The sequence below is a fragment of the Microbacterium schleiferi genome (assembly GCF_038150145.1).
In the GTDB taxonomy this organism is placed as follows: Bacteria; Actinomycetota; Actinomycetes; order Actinomycetales; family Microbacteriaceae; genus Microbacterium; species Microbacterium schleiferi_B.
In genome coordinates this window covers 122,124-135,858 of record NZ_JBBWSA010000002.1, presented here as the reverse complement: position 1 = coordinate 135,858, position 13,735 = coordinate 122,124, and the positions used below count along the sequence as shown (strand labels likewise).

The 13,735-nt window shown below is 66.5% G+C and carries 14 protein-coding genes; 10 read left to right on the top strand and 4 right to left on the bottom strand.

Features of this window, described 5'->3' with window-relative positions; genetic code table 11:
* Nucleotides 1-103: 103 nt before the first annotated feature.
* Genes dnaK through AADH62_RS02430 form a run of 5 tightly spaced genes read left to right on the top strand, consistent with a single transcriptional unit; the run spans nt 104 to nt 5,248 of the window.
* Complete coding sequence (dnaK, locus tag AADH62_RS02450) at nt 104-1,969, top strand: molecular chaperone DnaK (protein ID WP_341578138.1); 1,866 nt, start codon at nt 104-106, stop codon at nt 1,967-1,969.
* Nucleotides 1,970-1,981: 12 nt separating this feature from the next.
* The gene (locus tag AADH62_RS02445; protein ID WP_341578137.1) at nt 1,982-2,626 is read left to right on the top strand and encodes a nucleotide exchange factor GrpE; all 645 of its coding nucleotides are present in this window, start codon (nt 1,982-1,984) and stop codon (nt 2,624-2,626) included.
* 15 nt (nt 2,627-2,641) lie between these two features.
* On the top strand, nt 2,642-3,634 hold the full coding sequence (locus AADH62_RS02440) for a DnaJ C-terminal domain-containing protein (RefSeq protein ID WP_341578136.1): 993 nt from the start codon (nt 2,642-2,644) through the stop codon (nt 3,632-3,634).
* 21 nt (nt 3,635-3,655) lie between these two features.
* On the top strand, nt 3,656-4,120 hold the full coding sequence (locus AADH62_RS02435; RefSeq protein WP_341578135.1) for a heat shock protein transcriptional repressor HspR: 465 nt from the start codon (nt 3,656-3,658) through the stop codon (nt 4,118-4,120).
* Nucleotides 4,121-4,153: 33 nt separating this feature from the next.
* Complete coding sequence (locus AADH62_RS02430) at nt 4,154-5,248, top strand: DUF998 domain-containing protein (RefSeq protein WP_341578134.1); 1,095 nt, start codon at nt 4,154-4,156, stop codon at nt 5,246-5,248.
* On the opposite strand, the gene AADH62_RS02425 is transcribed toward AADH62_RS02430, so the two are convergent.
* On the bottom strand, nt 5,235-6,512 hold the full coding sequence (locus AADH62_RS02425) for an ion channel protein (protein ID WP_341578133.1): 1,278 nt from the start codon (nt 6,510-6,512) through the stop codon (nt 5,235-5,237). The genes AADH62_RS02430 and AADH62_RS02425 overlap by 14 nt on opposite strands.
* Before the next feature lie 95 nt (nt 6,513-6,607).
* On the opposite strand from AADH62_RS02425, the gene AADH62_RS02420 reads away from it, so the two are divergent.
* Entirely contained in the window at nt 6,608-7,360 is a 753-nt protein-coding gene (locus tag AADH62_RS02420) for a potassium channel family protein (RefSeq protein WP_341578132.1), read from the top strand.
* Nucleotides 7,361-7,373: 13 nt separating this feature from the next.
* On the top strand, nt 7,374-8,414 hold the full coding sequence (locus AADH62_RS02415; RefSeq protein WP_341578131.1) for an AI-2E family transporter: 1,041 nt from the start codon (nt 7,374-7,376) through the stop codon (nt 8,412-8,414).
* A 2-nt stretch (nt 8,415-8,416) separates the two neighbouring features.
* On the opposite strand, the gene AADH62_RS02410 is transcribed toward AADH62_RS02415, so the two are convergent.
* From AADH62_RS02410 to AADH62_RS02400, 3 genes are read right to left on the bottom strand one after another with little or no spacing between them, the layout of a single operon-like run.
* The gene (locus AADH62_RS02410; RefSeq protein ID WP_228178259.1) at nt 8,417-8,758 is read right to left on the bottom strand and encodes an SHOCT domain-containing protein; all 342 of its coding nucleotides are present in this window, start codon (nt 8,756-8,758) and stop codon (nt 8,417-8,419) included.
* A gap of 18 nt (nt 8,759-8,776) precedes the next feature.
* Complete coding sequence (locus tag AADH62_RS02405; RefSeq protein ID WP_228178260.1) at nt 8,777-9,205, bottom strand: DUF6325 family protein; 429 nt, start codon at nt 9,203-9,205, stop codon at nt 8,777-8,779.
* 40 nt (nt 9,206-9,245) lie between these two features.
* Entirely contained in the window at nt 9,246-9,920 is a 675-nt protein-coding gene (locus tag AADH62_RS02400) for a GAP family protein (RefSeq protein ID WP_228178261.1), read from the bottom strand.
* A gap of 165 nt (nt 9,921-10,085) precedes the next feature.
* On the opposite strand from AADH62_RS02400, the gene AADH62_RS02395 reads away from it, so the two are divergent.
* The 3 genes from AADH62_RS02395 (at nt 10,086) to AADH62_RS02385 (ending at nt 13,725) form a co-directional block, all read left to right on the top strand.
* The gene (locus AADH62_RS02395; protein WP_292728750.1) at nt 10,086-11,309 is read left to right on the top strand and encodes a glycosyltransferase; all 1,224 of its coding nucleotides are present in this window, start codon (nt 10,086-10,088) and stop codon (nt 11,307-11,309) included.
* Between the two features lie 2 nt (nt 11,310-11,311).
* Nucleotides 11,312-12,511: a glycosyltransferase gene (locus AADH62_RS02390; RefSeq protein WP_341578130.1), complete on the top strand. Its 1,200-nt coding sequence runs from the start codon at nt 11,312-11,314 to the stop codon at nt 12,509-12,511.
* A 236-nt stretch (nt 12,512-12,747) separates the two neighbouring features.
* Nucleotides 12,748-13,725 (top strand): GlxA family transcriptional regulator, encoded by a 978-nt coding sequence (locus AADH62_RS02385; RefSeq protein ID WP_228178264.1) that lies wholly within the window; start codon nt 12,748-12,750, stop codon nt 13,723-13,725.
* Nucleotides 13,726-13,735: the final 10 nt, after the last annotated feature.

Genomic DNA, 13,735 nt, shown 5'->3' with positions numbered 1-13,735 from the left:
CGACTGCTCGCTAGGCTTGAGTCATCGCGGCTCAACCTCCCCTGGTTGACGCGAGCCGACTTTCAACCGGAACATCGCTTCCACGCAGAACAAGGAGAAACAGATGCCACGTGCAGTGGGAATCGACCTCGGAACCACCAACTCCGTCGTCAGCGTCCTCGAGGGCGGCGAGCCCAAGGTCATCGCCAACGCCGAGGGCTTCCGCACCACCCCGTCGGTGGTCGCCTTCACCAAGGACGGCGAGGTGCTCGTCGGTGAGACCGCCAAGCGTCAGGCCGTCACCAACGTCGACCGCACCGTCTCGTCGGTCAAGCGCCACATGGGCACCACCTGGACCTTCGACGTCGATGGCAAGAAGTACACGCCGCAGGAGATCTCGGCGCGCATCCTGGCCAAGCTGAAGCACGATGCCGAGCAGTACCTCGGTGACTCCGTGACTGACGCCGTCATCACCGTCCCCGCCTACTTCAACGACGCCGAGCGTCAGGCCACGAAGGAGGCCGGCGAGATCGCAGGCCTGAACGTCCTGCGCATCATCAACGAGCCGACCGCTGCCGCTCTGGCCTACGGCCTGGACCGCGGTAAGGAAGACGAGCTCATCCTCGTGTTCGACCTCGGTGGCGGAACCTTCGACGTCTCGCTCCTCGAGGTGGGCAAGGATGACGACTTCTCGACCATCCAGGTGCGTTCGACCGCGGGCGACAACCGCCTCGGTGGTGACGACTGGGATCAGCGGGTCGTCGACTACCTGATCAAGCAGTTCAAGGACACCACCGGTGTCGACGTCTCGGGCGACAAGATCGCCCTGCAGCGCCTCAAGGAGGCCGCGGAGCAGGCGAAGAAGGAGCTCTCGAGCTCGGCATCAACGAGCGTGAACCTGCCCTACCTGTCGCTGACGGAGAACGGCCCTGTGTCGCTGTCCGAGACGATCACGCGCGCGAAGTTCGAGGACCTCACCAAGGACCTGCTGGACCGCACGAAGAAGCCGTTCGAGGACGTCATCCGCGAAGCCGGCATCAAGGTCAGCGACATCGACCACGTCGTGCTCGTCGGTGGGTCGACCCGCATGCCCGCCGTTGCCGAGCTGGTCAAGAAGGAGACCGGCAAGGACGCGAACAAGGGCGTGAACCCGGACGAGGTCGTCGCCGTCGGCGCGGCCCTCCAGGCAGGTGTCCTCAAGGGTGAGCGCAAGGACGTTCTGCTCATCGACGTCACCCCCCTCAGCCTCGGCATCGAGACCAAGGGCGGCATCATGACCAAGCTCATCGAGCGCAACACTGCCATCCCGACCAAGCGCAGCGAGACCTTCACGACCGCCGACGACAACCAGCCGTCGGTCGCCATCCAGGTCTTCCAGGGCGAGCGCGAGTTCACCCGCGACAACAAGCCGCTGGGAACCTTCGAGCTCACCGGCATCGCGCCGGCGCCTCGCGGCATCCCGCAGGTCGAGGTGACCTTCGACATCGACGCCAACGGCATCGTGCACGTGTCCGCCAAGGACAAGGGCACCGGCAAGGAGCAGTCGATGACGATCACCGGTGGCTCCTCGCTGCCGAAGGAAGACATCGAGCGCATGGTGCGCGAGGCTGAGGAGCACGCCGCCGAAGACAAGAAGCGTCGTGAGTCGGCCGAGACCCGCAACCAGGCCGAGACCCTGTCGTACTCGATCGAGAAGCTCATCAAGGACAACGAAGACAAGCTGCCCGAAGAGGTCAAGACCTCGGTGCAGGCCGATGTCGATGCCCTCAAGACCGCTCTGGCAGGCGATGACGACGACGCCGTGAAGGCTGCGTTCGACAAGCTCAACCAGAGCCAGTCGCAGCTCGGCGAAGCCATCTACCAGGCAGGGCAGGCCGCGGGTGAGAACCCCGACCCAGCGGCGAGCGAGCCTGGTTCGGGCGAGGTTCCCAACCCCGACGAAGACGTCATCGACGCCGAGGTCGTCGAGGACGAAGACGACAAGAAGTAAACGGAAGAGATCATGGCACGCAAGGACGACGAAGAGCCCACACCTTCGGAGAAGGACTCCGGAGTCGGACCTGACGGCGCCCCTGACAGCGCGAGCGCTGACAACGGTGACGCGGCAGCGCCGGAGGACACCTCCTCCGGCGCCGCCGGCGCCGGGCAGGATGAGCTCACGGTGGACGACATCCTCGGGGCCGCGCAGTCGGCAGACGCCGCAGCGGCCGAGGATGTCGTCCTCGCCGACCTCGAGTCGGCGCTGTTGACAGACCTCAAGCGCCTCCAGGCGGAGTACGCCAACTACCGTCGGCGCACGGAGGAACAGCGGGAGATCGAGATCGAACGCGCCAAGGGTGCTGTCGCCAAGGGCTTCATTCCGGTACTGGACGATTTGGACCGCGCCGAGAAGCATGGCGACCTCGAGGAGGGCACGCCCTTCGCGGCCATTGCGGAGAAGATCCGCTCGGTGGCCGAACGGCTCGGTGTCACCTCCTACGGCGAAGCCGGCGAGGTCTTCGACCCGCAACAGCACGAGGCGATCTTCCAGCAGCCCACTCCCGGGGCTGCCGAGACGACGATCCTCGAGGTCGTGGAGGTCGGCTATCGGCTCGGATCGATCGAGCTTCGCCCCGCGAAGGTCGTCGTCGCCGTGCCAGCTGAGTAGCACGGAGGACAATCGATGGCCAGTCAAGACTGGTTCGACAAGGACTTCTATAAGGTCCTGGGCGTCTCGAAGGATGTCTCCGCAGCGGACCTGAAGAAGACCTACCGCAAGCTCGCCCGCCAGTATCACCCCGACTCCAACGCCGGAGACGCCAAGGCTGAGGCCCGCTTCAAGGAAATCAGCGAGGCGTACGCCGTGCTCTCCGACCCCGAGCAGCGCGAGGAGTACGACCAGATCCGCGCGATGGGATCGGGAGCTCGCTTCACGGCGGGCGGTCAGGGCGCAGGCGGATTCGAGGACGTCTTCAGCAGGTTCGGTCAGAGCCGCGGGGGCTACAGCTACGAGAGCGCTGACTTCGACGACATCTTCTCGATGTTCGGGCAGGGCAGTGGCAGCTCGTTCGGCTCGGGACGGTTCGGGCAGGCATCCGGCGGTTTCCGCGGCTACGGCGGGCCCACCCGTGGCGCCGACGTCACCGCCCGCACGACGATCGACTTCGTGACCGCGACCAAGGGTGAGACCATCACCCTGCAGTCCGAAGACGGTCAGCCGTTCAAGGTGAAGATCCCTGCGGGTGTCGCCGACGGGCAGAAGATCAGGCTGCGCGGTCGTGGTCGGCCCTCGCCTGATGGCGGTGAGAGCGGCGATATCGTCGTGCAGGTGACGGTGCGGCCGCACCCGGTCTTCACCCGAGAGGGGCTGAACCTCCGCGTGGTCGTTCCCGTGACGTACACCGAGGCCGTGTTCGGCGCGACCATCGAGGTCCCCACCCTCGGCGGCGACCCCGTCAAGCTGCGCGTTGCCCCCGGCACGCCGTCGGGGCGCGTACTGCGCGTGAAGGGACGTGGCGTGCAGACCCAGAAGGGCACCGGTGACCTGCTCGCCGAGGTCCAGATCGCCGTCCCCACCCACGTCGACGGCGCCGCACGAGAAGCGCTCGAGAAGTACCGCGAGGCCGAACCGAAAGAGAACCCGCGAGCCGAACTGCTGGCCCGCGCAGCGAGCTGACCCCCATCAAGGAAAACCCGGATGCCTGAACACGAGATCGACGACGAGGCCCCGATCCTGGCGATCGCGGCAGCGGCCGAGCTCGCCGGTATGCATCCGCAGACCCTGCGGCAGTACGACCGGCTCGGCCTGGTCGTTCCCGGCCGCACGCAGGGCGGGTCGCGCCGCTACTCGTTGCGCCACGTCGAGCAGCTGCGGGAGATCGCCCGGCTGTCGAGTGAGGGAATGAGCCTGCCGGCGATCGCGCGAATCCTCGAGCTCGAGAACCGGGTGCGCGAGCTGCACACGCGCGTTCGCGACCTCGAGGCCCGGGTTGAAGCGGAGCTTGCCAGTAGGCCCGGCGCGCGGGTGTTCGCGGCAGGATCGAGCGGATCGGTCATCACCCTTCGCCATGGCCGCCGCGTCCGCCGCGCCACCGAGATCGTGCTGTGGCACCCGCGTCACGCGCTGCCCCCGGCATCCGAGATCCCGGAGGGCGAGGGCTGACTCGCGCCGCGGCCGCTGCGCTACCCTCATGCCGTGACAGCGACACCACCGAGCGAAGTACCCGCACCGCAGGCTGAGACACGCCGCGCGCACCGCATCGTCGCCGCCGAAGGATCCGGCCCCGACCATGAGCGAGCTCTGGAGTCGCTCAGTCTTGGCGTCGGAGCCACCGCGTTCGTCCTTGTCGCGCTGGTCGCGCTGGTCGTCTTCCGGTTCCAGAGTGCACCCATCTCCGGCCCCGGGTCGGTCGGCCAGTTCTCCGCGATCGCCTCAGCGGTCGCAGGTATCCTCGCGTTCATCGCGGGCCGGTACGTCCTCTACGAGCGCCAGTCCGGCGCGCGCCGCCTCGGGGTGCTCGACTACCTGGATGCCGCCGCCCTCGCCTTCGCGCACGGCATCATCGCCCTGCTGTCGTGGACGCTTCTCGCGGTGATTATGGAAGACGCGTTCATCGGAGCGGAGGTGTACGCGCTGCCGCTGCTCGCCCTCTCGGGTGCCGCAGCGTCGGTGACCGCATACCTCGTCTTCTACTCGGCCACGCACATGGACCTGTCGCTGCTTGCGCTGATCCTCGCCGTGTTCCTGGTCGAAGGGGTGCTCGCGGCAATGTTGACGGCCAGCGACCCGTACTGGTGGAAGGACAATCTCTCCGCGCTTGGGATGACGAACGACCTGTCGGCGATGACGTTCAATCTCACGCTCATCGTCGCAGGCTTCATCGTCACGACCCTTGCGAGGTACACGACCCGAGGCATCCCGACCTCACATGCCAACGGCATCCGGTGGGTGCGGCTATGCCTCATCTTGGTCGGGATGTTCCTCGCCTTCGTCGGGGTCTTTCCGGTCGATCGGTTCTTCGCGATTCACACCGGATTCGCCTCGGGTATGGCCGTGGTGTTCGGGGTGCTCGTGGTCCGGCTTCCCGCGTGGATCCCGGGGATCCCGCGCCCGTTCCTCGCGCTCGGCTGGCTCTTCGTTGCGGCCATTTTCGTGTTCGCGGTCTTCTTCGTGGTGGGTTACTACACCCTGACCGCCGTCGAACTGGTCGCCGGGATCCTCGTCTTCACGTGGATCATCCTCTTCATCCGTAACGCCGCGGCCTTGGAGACTGACATCAACGCGACGTGACAAGAGGCGCCGGGTGATCGTCGATGATCATCTCCGGTGCCCGAGCCACGACTAGCCACGTCGGCAGAATCGCCACGCACATGATCGCGAGGATGCCGATGTCGCCGACCATGGCGACGGCGACGAATAGCGCGATCCAGCCGTCGCGGGCGATGGCGAGCGTGAACCCGAGCACGCCGCTGGCGATGGCCAGGCCGAACGGGATCGACGGCACGAGAGTCTGGGCAAGCATCCCGAACGCGACGCCGAGGAAGATCGCCGGGAACACACGGCCACCACGGAAACCGAAGGATGCCGCCACCACGAGTGCCGCGAGCTTGATGCCGACGACGGCGAGAAGCCCTGTCCAGCCGATCGTGCCATTCAGGGCGATCAGCTGAGCGCTCTGCTCCAGGCCCTTGAAGAGCGTGAGGGGGCCGCCGAGCGCGCCGAGTCCGCCGAGCAGCAGTCCGCCGGCGATGCTCAGAAGCAGCGGGTTCGGCATCCGTCGGCGCAGGAACGGGTGTAGGGCCTTGAACGCGACGATGCCGACGAGGGCAGCGGCGGCGCCGACCGCGGCGATGACGGATGCCCAGACGAGGTCGATGGCCTGCGGATCGGTGTAGGGCGCGATGCTCGCGACGGCGCCCAGCCCGCTGCCGAGGACGAGCGAGGTGACTGTTCCCGTCGCGGCGGCCACGAGCGGCAGGAACAGCTTGTCCCACAGTGCGCCACCGCCGGACGCGAGCGCTCCCGTGAACACGAGCGCGGCCGCCACAGGCGTGCCGAACAGTGCGCCGATCGTTCCGGCAGCCGTGAGGAGCACGACGAGCTGCGCCGGGAGCGCGGGCCACAACCGCGTCACGATCCACACCGCCAGGGCCGTGTTGATCGCGATGATGGGGCTCTCGGGACCGAGGCTGACGCCACCGATGAGCGTGAGCAGGATGACGACGACGATGCTCGGCACCGCGCGCACTGGCTGGGGCGGCGCGATGAGCTCGACGGTCGCGGAGTCCTGGCCGCCGTGCCCGGGCAACTTCCAGACGACGAGTCCCACGAGGAATCCGGTGAGGGCGAGGACGCCGAAAATCCACCAGGGCGAATCCCCGCTCGCGCCCAGCGCCTCGGGCAGCGCCTCCCACACCCACACCGTGCCCAGGTGTGCGACCTCGTCCAGCGCCCAGAGCATGACCCCCGACAGGATGCCGATGAGCGCAGCGGGGATCGACAGGGCGATGAGCGCGCGCGAGCTGGCAGCGAACGCCCACGGGTTCGGGACCATGCGGCTCACCTTAGTGCGTGCAGAATCGTGCGTGATGGTCGAACTCTCGGCGAGCGCTCGCAGAGGTGGTTGATCGGTTCAGTACGCTCGGCGACATGACCGAACAGCGCTGGCAACGCATCACCTACTGGCCGCTGGTGATCGCGTCGCTCGCGTTTCTCGTCGCCTACTCGTGGCAGGTGATTGCGAATCTGCAGGGCTCGGAGTACGCCATCATGCGTACCGTCATGGCGCTGACGTGGGTGATCTTCGCTGTTGACTACCTCGTCCGGCTCGCACTCGCCCCGCGAAAGGCTCCGTGGTTCCGCGGTCACCTGTTTGATCTGACCGTCGTGATTCTTCCCGTGCTCCGACCGCTGCGGTTGATCCAGGCGATGACCGAGATTCAGAAGATGTCCAAGGGAGATGCGCTGCGAACGCAGGCCTCGATACTCGCCGGCGGCACCGTCCTGATTCTGATCTGGATCTGCTCCCTCGGCGTCCTTGACGTCGAGAGGGGCGCACCAGGGGCGAATATCCTGAACTTCGGGGACGCAATCTGGTGGGCTTTTGTGACAGTGACCACTGTCGGTTACGGCGACTTCTATCCGGTAACCGTGGCGGGCCGGGTCATCGCCGTGGTGTTGATGACGGTCGGTATCGGTGTCGTCGGGGTGGTGACAGCAACCACCGCTTCGTGGTTCGTCGAGCGAGCCGCCGCGGTTGGAGGCAACGACGACCAGGAGACCGCGACGCGCGGTCAGATCCGGGCGCTCTCACGACAGCTCGAGGCAGCCGTGAAGGGTCTGCCCCAGGATGTCGAAAAGGTGCTCCCCGGCCGCAAGCATCCGGACCCGCCGCAGTCGTGATCGATCGAGGACCGTGCCAGCTGTCATCGTGATCATCTGCCATCCGCTGCAGGGCGTGCTGCGCCGACGTGGGTGGCCGATGTGGACAGCCACGACCGCCGTCGTCGTGCTGGCCTACGTGATCCTCACGGCCATGGCGCTACTCCTTTGGCTCGCCGGACGCCAGTTCGCGCGCCTGGTCGTCGACTATCTCTCGCAGTTGCAGGCGACAGTCACCGTGATCGAGCAGTGGCTCGCCTCGATGGGTTGGGATCAGCGGGCCGCCGACACCGTGTCGTCCTTCCTTGAACCGACGAGGCTGCTGAGCGTCGCGACGTCGGTGTCGGGAATGGTCGTCGGAGTCGCGCTCGGTCTGTTCTTCGTGCTCGCCTACGTGATCTTCATGGCAGCCGACGCAGCTCGCTATCGGCGGCTGGGCGCGGTGTTCCAAGACTCCGTCACCGACACGCTTGCACGCATCCGCGCGTTCAATATCGGGACGCGGCGTTACTACATCGTCAACGCCATCTTCGGAGCGATCGTCGCAGTCATCGACGGGATAGCGCTCGCGGCCATCGGCGTGCCAGCTCCCGTAGTGTGGGCGATTCTCGCTTTCGTCACCAACTTCGTACCCAACATCGGGTTCGTCCTCGGACTCATCCCGCCGGCCGTGCTCGCCCTTGTCGTCGGGGGTTGGCCCCTGCTTCTGGCGGTGATCGCGATCTACAGCGTTGTCAACGTGGTGCTGCAGGTTCTCATCCAGCCGAAGTTCGTCGCTGACGCGGTGAGCCTCAGCCTCACGCTGAGTTTCTTCTCCGTCATCTTCTGGACGTTCATCATCGGGCCGCTCGGCGCGATCCTCTCCATCCCGTTGACGCTCTTGGTGCGCGCACTGATTCTCGAAGCCGATCCGAATGCCCAGGTTCTCCGGTGGTTGAGCGGTGATCGGGATGCGGCGCCAGAGAGCGCAGTCGGGCGAGATCGTCACGAAGACGAGCCCCCGGCCGCAGACAGCTCGACAGACGAAGGGTCGCCGGTCGAGCCCTCAGACCCGCCCAGCGACCCCTCGGACTGAGTTCAGGCGAGGAGCTTGGCCTTCGCCGCGGCGAACTCCTCGTCGGTGAGGACGCCGGCATCCTTGAGCGCAGCGAGCTTCTGAAGTTCGGCAACGACATCCACCGCGGGAGCCGCTGCCGGTGCGGGGGCTGCAGCCTGCTGCGCGGCGACGGCCTGCTGTGCCGCCTGCTGCATCGCCGCTTGCTGTTGCGCTGCCTCGTACTGTTCCTGCTCATACTGAGACTGTGCTTTGCGCTGCCTGTTGCCCGCCATCGCGCCCGAGACGGCGCTAGCTGTGCCGGCCACGACGGCGGTACGTGCGGCGAGGCCGATGAGGCCGGGTCGGCCGACTCGTCTAATCATGTCGATCTCCTGTTTCTCTCAGGCCTCTTCGGCCAGGTCCATGACGGCGTTGACGATGGGTGCAGGGATGCGCTCGGCGCTCAGGACCACTCCACCCGACGACGCGAGCTTGTCGGCGAGCCGGCGCGCGTAGACGAGTTCGAGGGCGACGATCGCCGCCGAGGTGCCCGGCTCGACGAGCTCGACAAGCTCCGCGATGTCTTCCTCACCGGTGATCCCGATCTCTGCGAAGTCGATACCACCGAAGCCGTACTCCTCGGTTTGCTCTTCGATCTCAATGACCTCCACCTCGCCTGATTCCGACTTCGACACGATCACTAAGTCGAGGAGACGAACGAGGCCGCCCTCAACGAGCTCGGCCAAGGCGGCTGCGGTATCGGGGCTCGGGCGATCGCCCTCGAAGCCGACGAGGTAGAGCTCGACCGGTCCGTAGCGGAACTCAGCCATGGTGGATCCTTTCGGGTTGATGACAGGGATGCAGGAGAAGTCAGAAGTACGCGAGTCCCTTGGCGATGACCACGACGCCGAGGATCAAGAGCACCACCCCCATGATGACGGCGTTCTCGCGTTCCAGCCAGGACCTGAGTGAGTCAAGCGGTCGGCGGAGGCGGTCGCGGGCCACAAGGAATCCGACGACGGGGACAACGATCGTCGAGGCCGCCAGGAGCACGTACACCGCGATCGCGCCCACGGCGTTGCCGACTGCCAGGTTCGAGGTGCCGATCACGACACCCGCAGCCGCACCCAGGACCAGGTTCTTCGGGTTCGCAGCGGCCAGCAGGATGCCGAGGCCGAGAGCGTCCCAGAACCCGAGTCGACCGATCCCCTGCATCCAGCGTGGAAGCTCCGGCGGCCGCCCGTGCGACCTCGCCTGCGACCGGAACTGATGAGCGGAGAGGCCAATGAGCGTGACACCGAGAAGGAGATGGATCCCGCCCTGTACGGGGCGAACGCCTCCCACGACAGGCGTCGAGATCACCGCAGCGCAGAGTAGGAAGACGATGACCGCGGTGAGGATGCCCAGAATCCACCCCGCGGCAAACCCGACTGAAGATGCTCGCGCCCGGGGTGAGAGCAGCAAGAGAATCGTCGCGATGATCGGGATCGGGCTGAGAGCGATGCCGAGTGCGAGAGGAAGCACCGCGCTGATCGCGTTGCCCATGTCGAACCTCCTGCGAGATGTTCCCGGCTCCATCATCGTCCATACGACACGCGCTCCCTCGCCGGAGCACCCGGGAGCGCCTCCCGGGACAGCTCGGGTCGCTCAGGTACAGTTGTGTCGCCGCATCCCGCGGTGCGACCGCCGTTCAGCAAAGGCAGCCCCTCTGTGACTTCCCTCGACGCGTCCGACGGCTCGCCGACCGGCGACCATCCCGGTGGCGACGGCCGCCTCACCGTGCTCATCGGTGCTGACACCTTCTTTCCTGACGTCAACGGCGCCGCGCGTTTCGCGGAGCGGCTCGCGGCAGGTCTGGTTGCTCGCGGGCACGACGTTCACGTCATGGCCCCAAGCAAGACGTGGGCGCAGCACGGCGTGTTCCGTGAGGTGATCGAAGGTCAGGAGATGACCGTTCACCGCATTCGCTCGTACCGGTGGTATCCGCACGACTGGCTGCGTTTCGTGTGGCCATGGCGCGCCAAGCACTACTCCCGCATCGTGCTCGATGACGTGAAGCCGGATGTCGTCCACATTCAGTCGCACATCGTGATCGGTCGCGCGCTGACCCGGATCGCGCGCGAGCGTGGAATTCCCGTCGTCGCGACCAACCACGTCATGCCGGAGAACATCCTCGATTACTCGGCGATGCCGAAGTCGTGGAACGACACGATCATTCGGTGGGCGTGGGCAGACGCGAACCGAACGTTCCAACTCACCCGTGTCATCACCACTCCTACGCGCCGCGCTGCCGACTATCTGGAGCGGGCGACGGGGATCACCGGCGTCATCCCGATCTCGTGCGGCATCGACATGCACAACTACACGCCTGACTTCAGTGCCCGTCCCGACAAGCGCGTGTTGTTCGTCGGTCGACTCACCAACGAGAAGCAGATCGATGTCCTGCTGCGAGCCATGACCAAGCTCGACCCCGCACTGGGGGCGACCCTCGACATCGTCGGCGGCGGCGACCAGCGCAAGAGCCTGGAAGCGCTGACTACGGAGCTTGGTCTCGGGGATCGCGTGACCTTCCACGGTCACACCTCCGAGGAGGAGTTGCGGGCGCTGTACTCGCGGGCAACAGTCTTCGCTATCGCCTCGATCGCCGAGCTCCAGTCGATCGCCACAATGGAGGCGATGGCCTCGGGTCTTCCGATCGTCGCGGCCAATGCCGTGGCACTCCCGCACCTGGTGCACGACGGCGAGAACGGTTATCTCTTCACGCCGGGCGATGACGATGAGCTGGCAGCGCGCCTCACTGATGTGCTCACCGCGGAGTCTGAGGAGCGCCGCCGGATGCAGCAAGCCTCTCTCGATGCCGTCGCCATCCATGACATCAACCGCACACTCGACACTTTCGAAGCGCTGTACCGCGGCGAACCCGTCCCGGAGTAGCAATGCACGTCGTGATGTTCGGCGACCAGCACGCCGAAACGCTCGGCGGCGCACAGGTGTCGATGCGGCTACAGCGCCGGTTCCTCGAGAAAGCCGGTCACACCGTCACGATCGTCGCGCCCCGCAGACACGGCCGGCGCTCGGCCCAGCATTCTGAGGACCCGGGATACGCCGACCTTCCATCCATCCCAGTGACCCTCGATCGCGAGTACTCGATGACGTGGCCGAGTGCCAGGGCCGATCGCGCCGTCGACGCGGTGATGGCCGGGCGGCTACCGGTCGACATCGTGCACGTGCAGGGTGACTTTTGGGGCGCGTTCCTCGGCCTACGCTTTGCCCGGCGCCACGGTCTTCCCGTGGTGTTCACGTTCCACAACCGGGTCGATGTCGGCATCCGCGCGGTCGCCCCATTCCCGGACCTCGTGCTGCGCGTTCTGAACCGGTGGGGCCGTCGTGCGCTCTCGGAACCTGCGGATGCGGGCGCCGACGGCTGGGCGTACCTACGCATGCTGGCGGCGTCGGCGGATGCCGTCACGGCGCCCTCGGCCCACTTCGCGCGCCGCCTTGAGGCCCGCCGCGTCGCCCCGCATGTCGATGTCGTTTGGAACGGCATCGACGACGACGAACTGGCCCTGGCACTCAGCTCCCCGCGCGGGCTTCCCGAGTCCAGGTCTCCGCGCCTGGTGTGGGTGGGGCGGATGAGTCCCGAGAAGCGTCTGATTCCGTTCTTGGAGGCGGTGGTCGCGTCGGGAATCGACGCCGACATCGAAGTGATCGGCAACGGCGCGCAACGGGCTGCCGCTCAGCGGGTGGCCGAGCGTGCCCGTGCGTCGGTGTTCTTCCTCGGGTCGTTGCCCTACCGTGAAACGCTGCGACGCATCCGGTCGGCCGACGCCCTCGTCCAGACCTCGATCGGGTTCGAGACGCAGGGAATGACGATCTTCGAGGCTGCGACACTCGGAACCCCATCGATCGTTTGCGACCCGGACCTCGTGGCAGAACTCGGCTCTGGTGTGTGGGCAGTTCCGGATGACGAGACCGCAACCCTCGCTGAGGTCTTGCGCAGCGCCGTCGCCGACATCCGCGACGGCGCAGCGCCAGTGCCCGACCCGTCGATCGCCGAGAGATTCCGCCAGTCGTCGCGGACCGCGGCCATGCTCGAGGTGTACGAGGCAGCGAGAGCCCGGCACGCCGAGCGCTGAACCCGCGCTGGCACCGTCACGGCAGGCGTCGATAGTCGGTGGGAACGCGGCGAAAGCCGTCGGTGCGGACGGCGCGGAGCGCGGAAACCACGCCCCACACGGCAATCGCTGACATGAAGAGGAGAATAATCATGTCAGAAAAGCTATGATCGAATAATTCCCGCCACGAGTGGCGGAATGAACATACGTCGTAGGATTCATGCCACCCTGGGTGCGCTGCCGAAAGTCGAGTCATCATGATCCGCACCGTTGCCACCGTCGTCCAGCCGGGCTTCGCGCCATTCGAATTCGGGCTGGCATGTGAGGCTTTCGGTCTCGACCGCTCCGGCGATGGCATCCGGGGGTTCGATTTCCGCATCGTGGCTGCGGAGCCGGGGCTCGTGCCGAGCAACCTCGGGTTCTCGATCACGGTCGACGAGGATCTATCGTTCGCGGAGACCGCTGATCTTGTGATCGTGACACCGGTGCCGCGCGAGAGATGGCACGAGGCCGACACCCGGGTATCGGCCGTCGTTCGACGCGCAGCCGAGCGCGGCGCGTGGCTCATGAGTGTGTGCAGCGGGTCGTTCGTCCTGGCGGCGGCGGGAGTGCTCGACGGTCGTCGTGCCACCACCCACTGGATGTACGCCGAGACCATGGCTCGGATGTATCCCCAGATCGACGTGGACCCCGATGTCCTGTACGTCCAAGACGGCCGCATCATCACGAGCGCCGGGACGGCGGCGGGGCTGGATGCCTCCCTGCACCTCATGCGCCAGGAACTCGGCGCAGAGGCGACGAACCGCATCGCCCGGCGAATGGTGGTCGCACCGCAGCGGGACGGCGGCCAGGCGCAGTTCATCGACAAGCCGCTGCCGGTGGCGGCGTCTCACTCCCTTGCTCCGGTGACCGACTGGATGCTCGAGAACCTCCGCGCCGATCTGTCGGTGGAACAGCTCGCCGCGCGAGCGCACATGTCGCCTCGGACGTTTGCCCGGCGCTTCAAGGCGGACCTTGGCGCGACACCGGCGGCGTGGCTTGCCCGCCAGCGCATCATCCACGCGCAGCGGCTGCTCGAGCGCACCGACCTGGGCCTTGACCGGATTGCGTGGGAGAGCGGATTCGGTTCCGCAGCGGTACTGCGTCAGAACTTTGCGCGGGTCCTGGGGATCACCCCGACCGCGTACCGCGCGCGCTTCCCCTCGGTATCGCAGGACCTCGCTCCGACCGGCTGAGGCTGTCCTC

Coding starts and splice junctions, on each gene's coding strand:
- dnaK (WP_341578138.1), top strand. CDS start 104: ATGCCACGTGCAGTGGGAATCGACCTCGGAACCACCAACTCCGTCGTC.
- AADH62_RS02405 (WP_228178260.1), bottom strand. CDS start 9,205: ATGGCTGAGTTCCGCTACGGACCGGTCGAGCTCTACCTCGTCGGCTTC.
- AADH62_RS02385 (WP_228178264.1), top strand. CDS start 12,748: ATGATCCGCACCGTTGCCACCGTCGTCCAGCCGGGCTTCGCGCCATTC.
- AADH62_RS02410 (WP_228178259.1), bottom strand. CDS start 8,758: ATGATTAGACGAGTCGGCCGACCCGGCCTCATCGGCCTCGCCGCACGT.
- AADH62_RS02440 (WP_341578136.1), top strand. CDS start 2,642: ATGGCCAGTCAAGACTGGTTCGACAAGGACTTCTATAAGGTCCTGGGC.
- AADH62_RS02445 (WP_341578137.1), top strand. CDS start 1,982: ATGGCACGCAAGGACGACGAAGAGCCCACACCTTCGGAGAAGGACTCC.
- AADH62_RS02420 (WP_341578132.1), top strand. CDS start 6,608: ATGACCGAACAGCGCTGGCAACGCATCACCTACTGGCCGCTGGTGATC.
- AADH62_RS02390 (WP_341578130.1), top strand. CDS start 11,312: ATGCACGTCGTGATGTTCGGCGACCAGCACGCCGAAACGCTCGGCGGC.
- AADH62_RS02435 (WP_341578135.1), top strand. CDS start 3,656: ATGCCTGAACACGAGATCGACGACGAGGCCCCGATCCTGGCGATCGCG.
- AADH62_RS02425 (WP_341578133.1), bottom strand. CDS start 6,512: ATGGTCCCGAACCCGTGGGCGTTCGCTGCCAGCTCGCGCGCGCTCATC.
- AADH62_RS02400 (WP_228178261.1), bottom strand. CDS start 9,920: ATGGGCAACGCGATCAGCGCGGTGCTTCCTCTCGCACTCGGCATCGCT.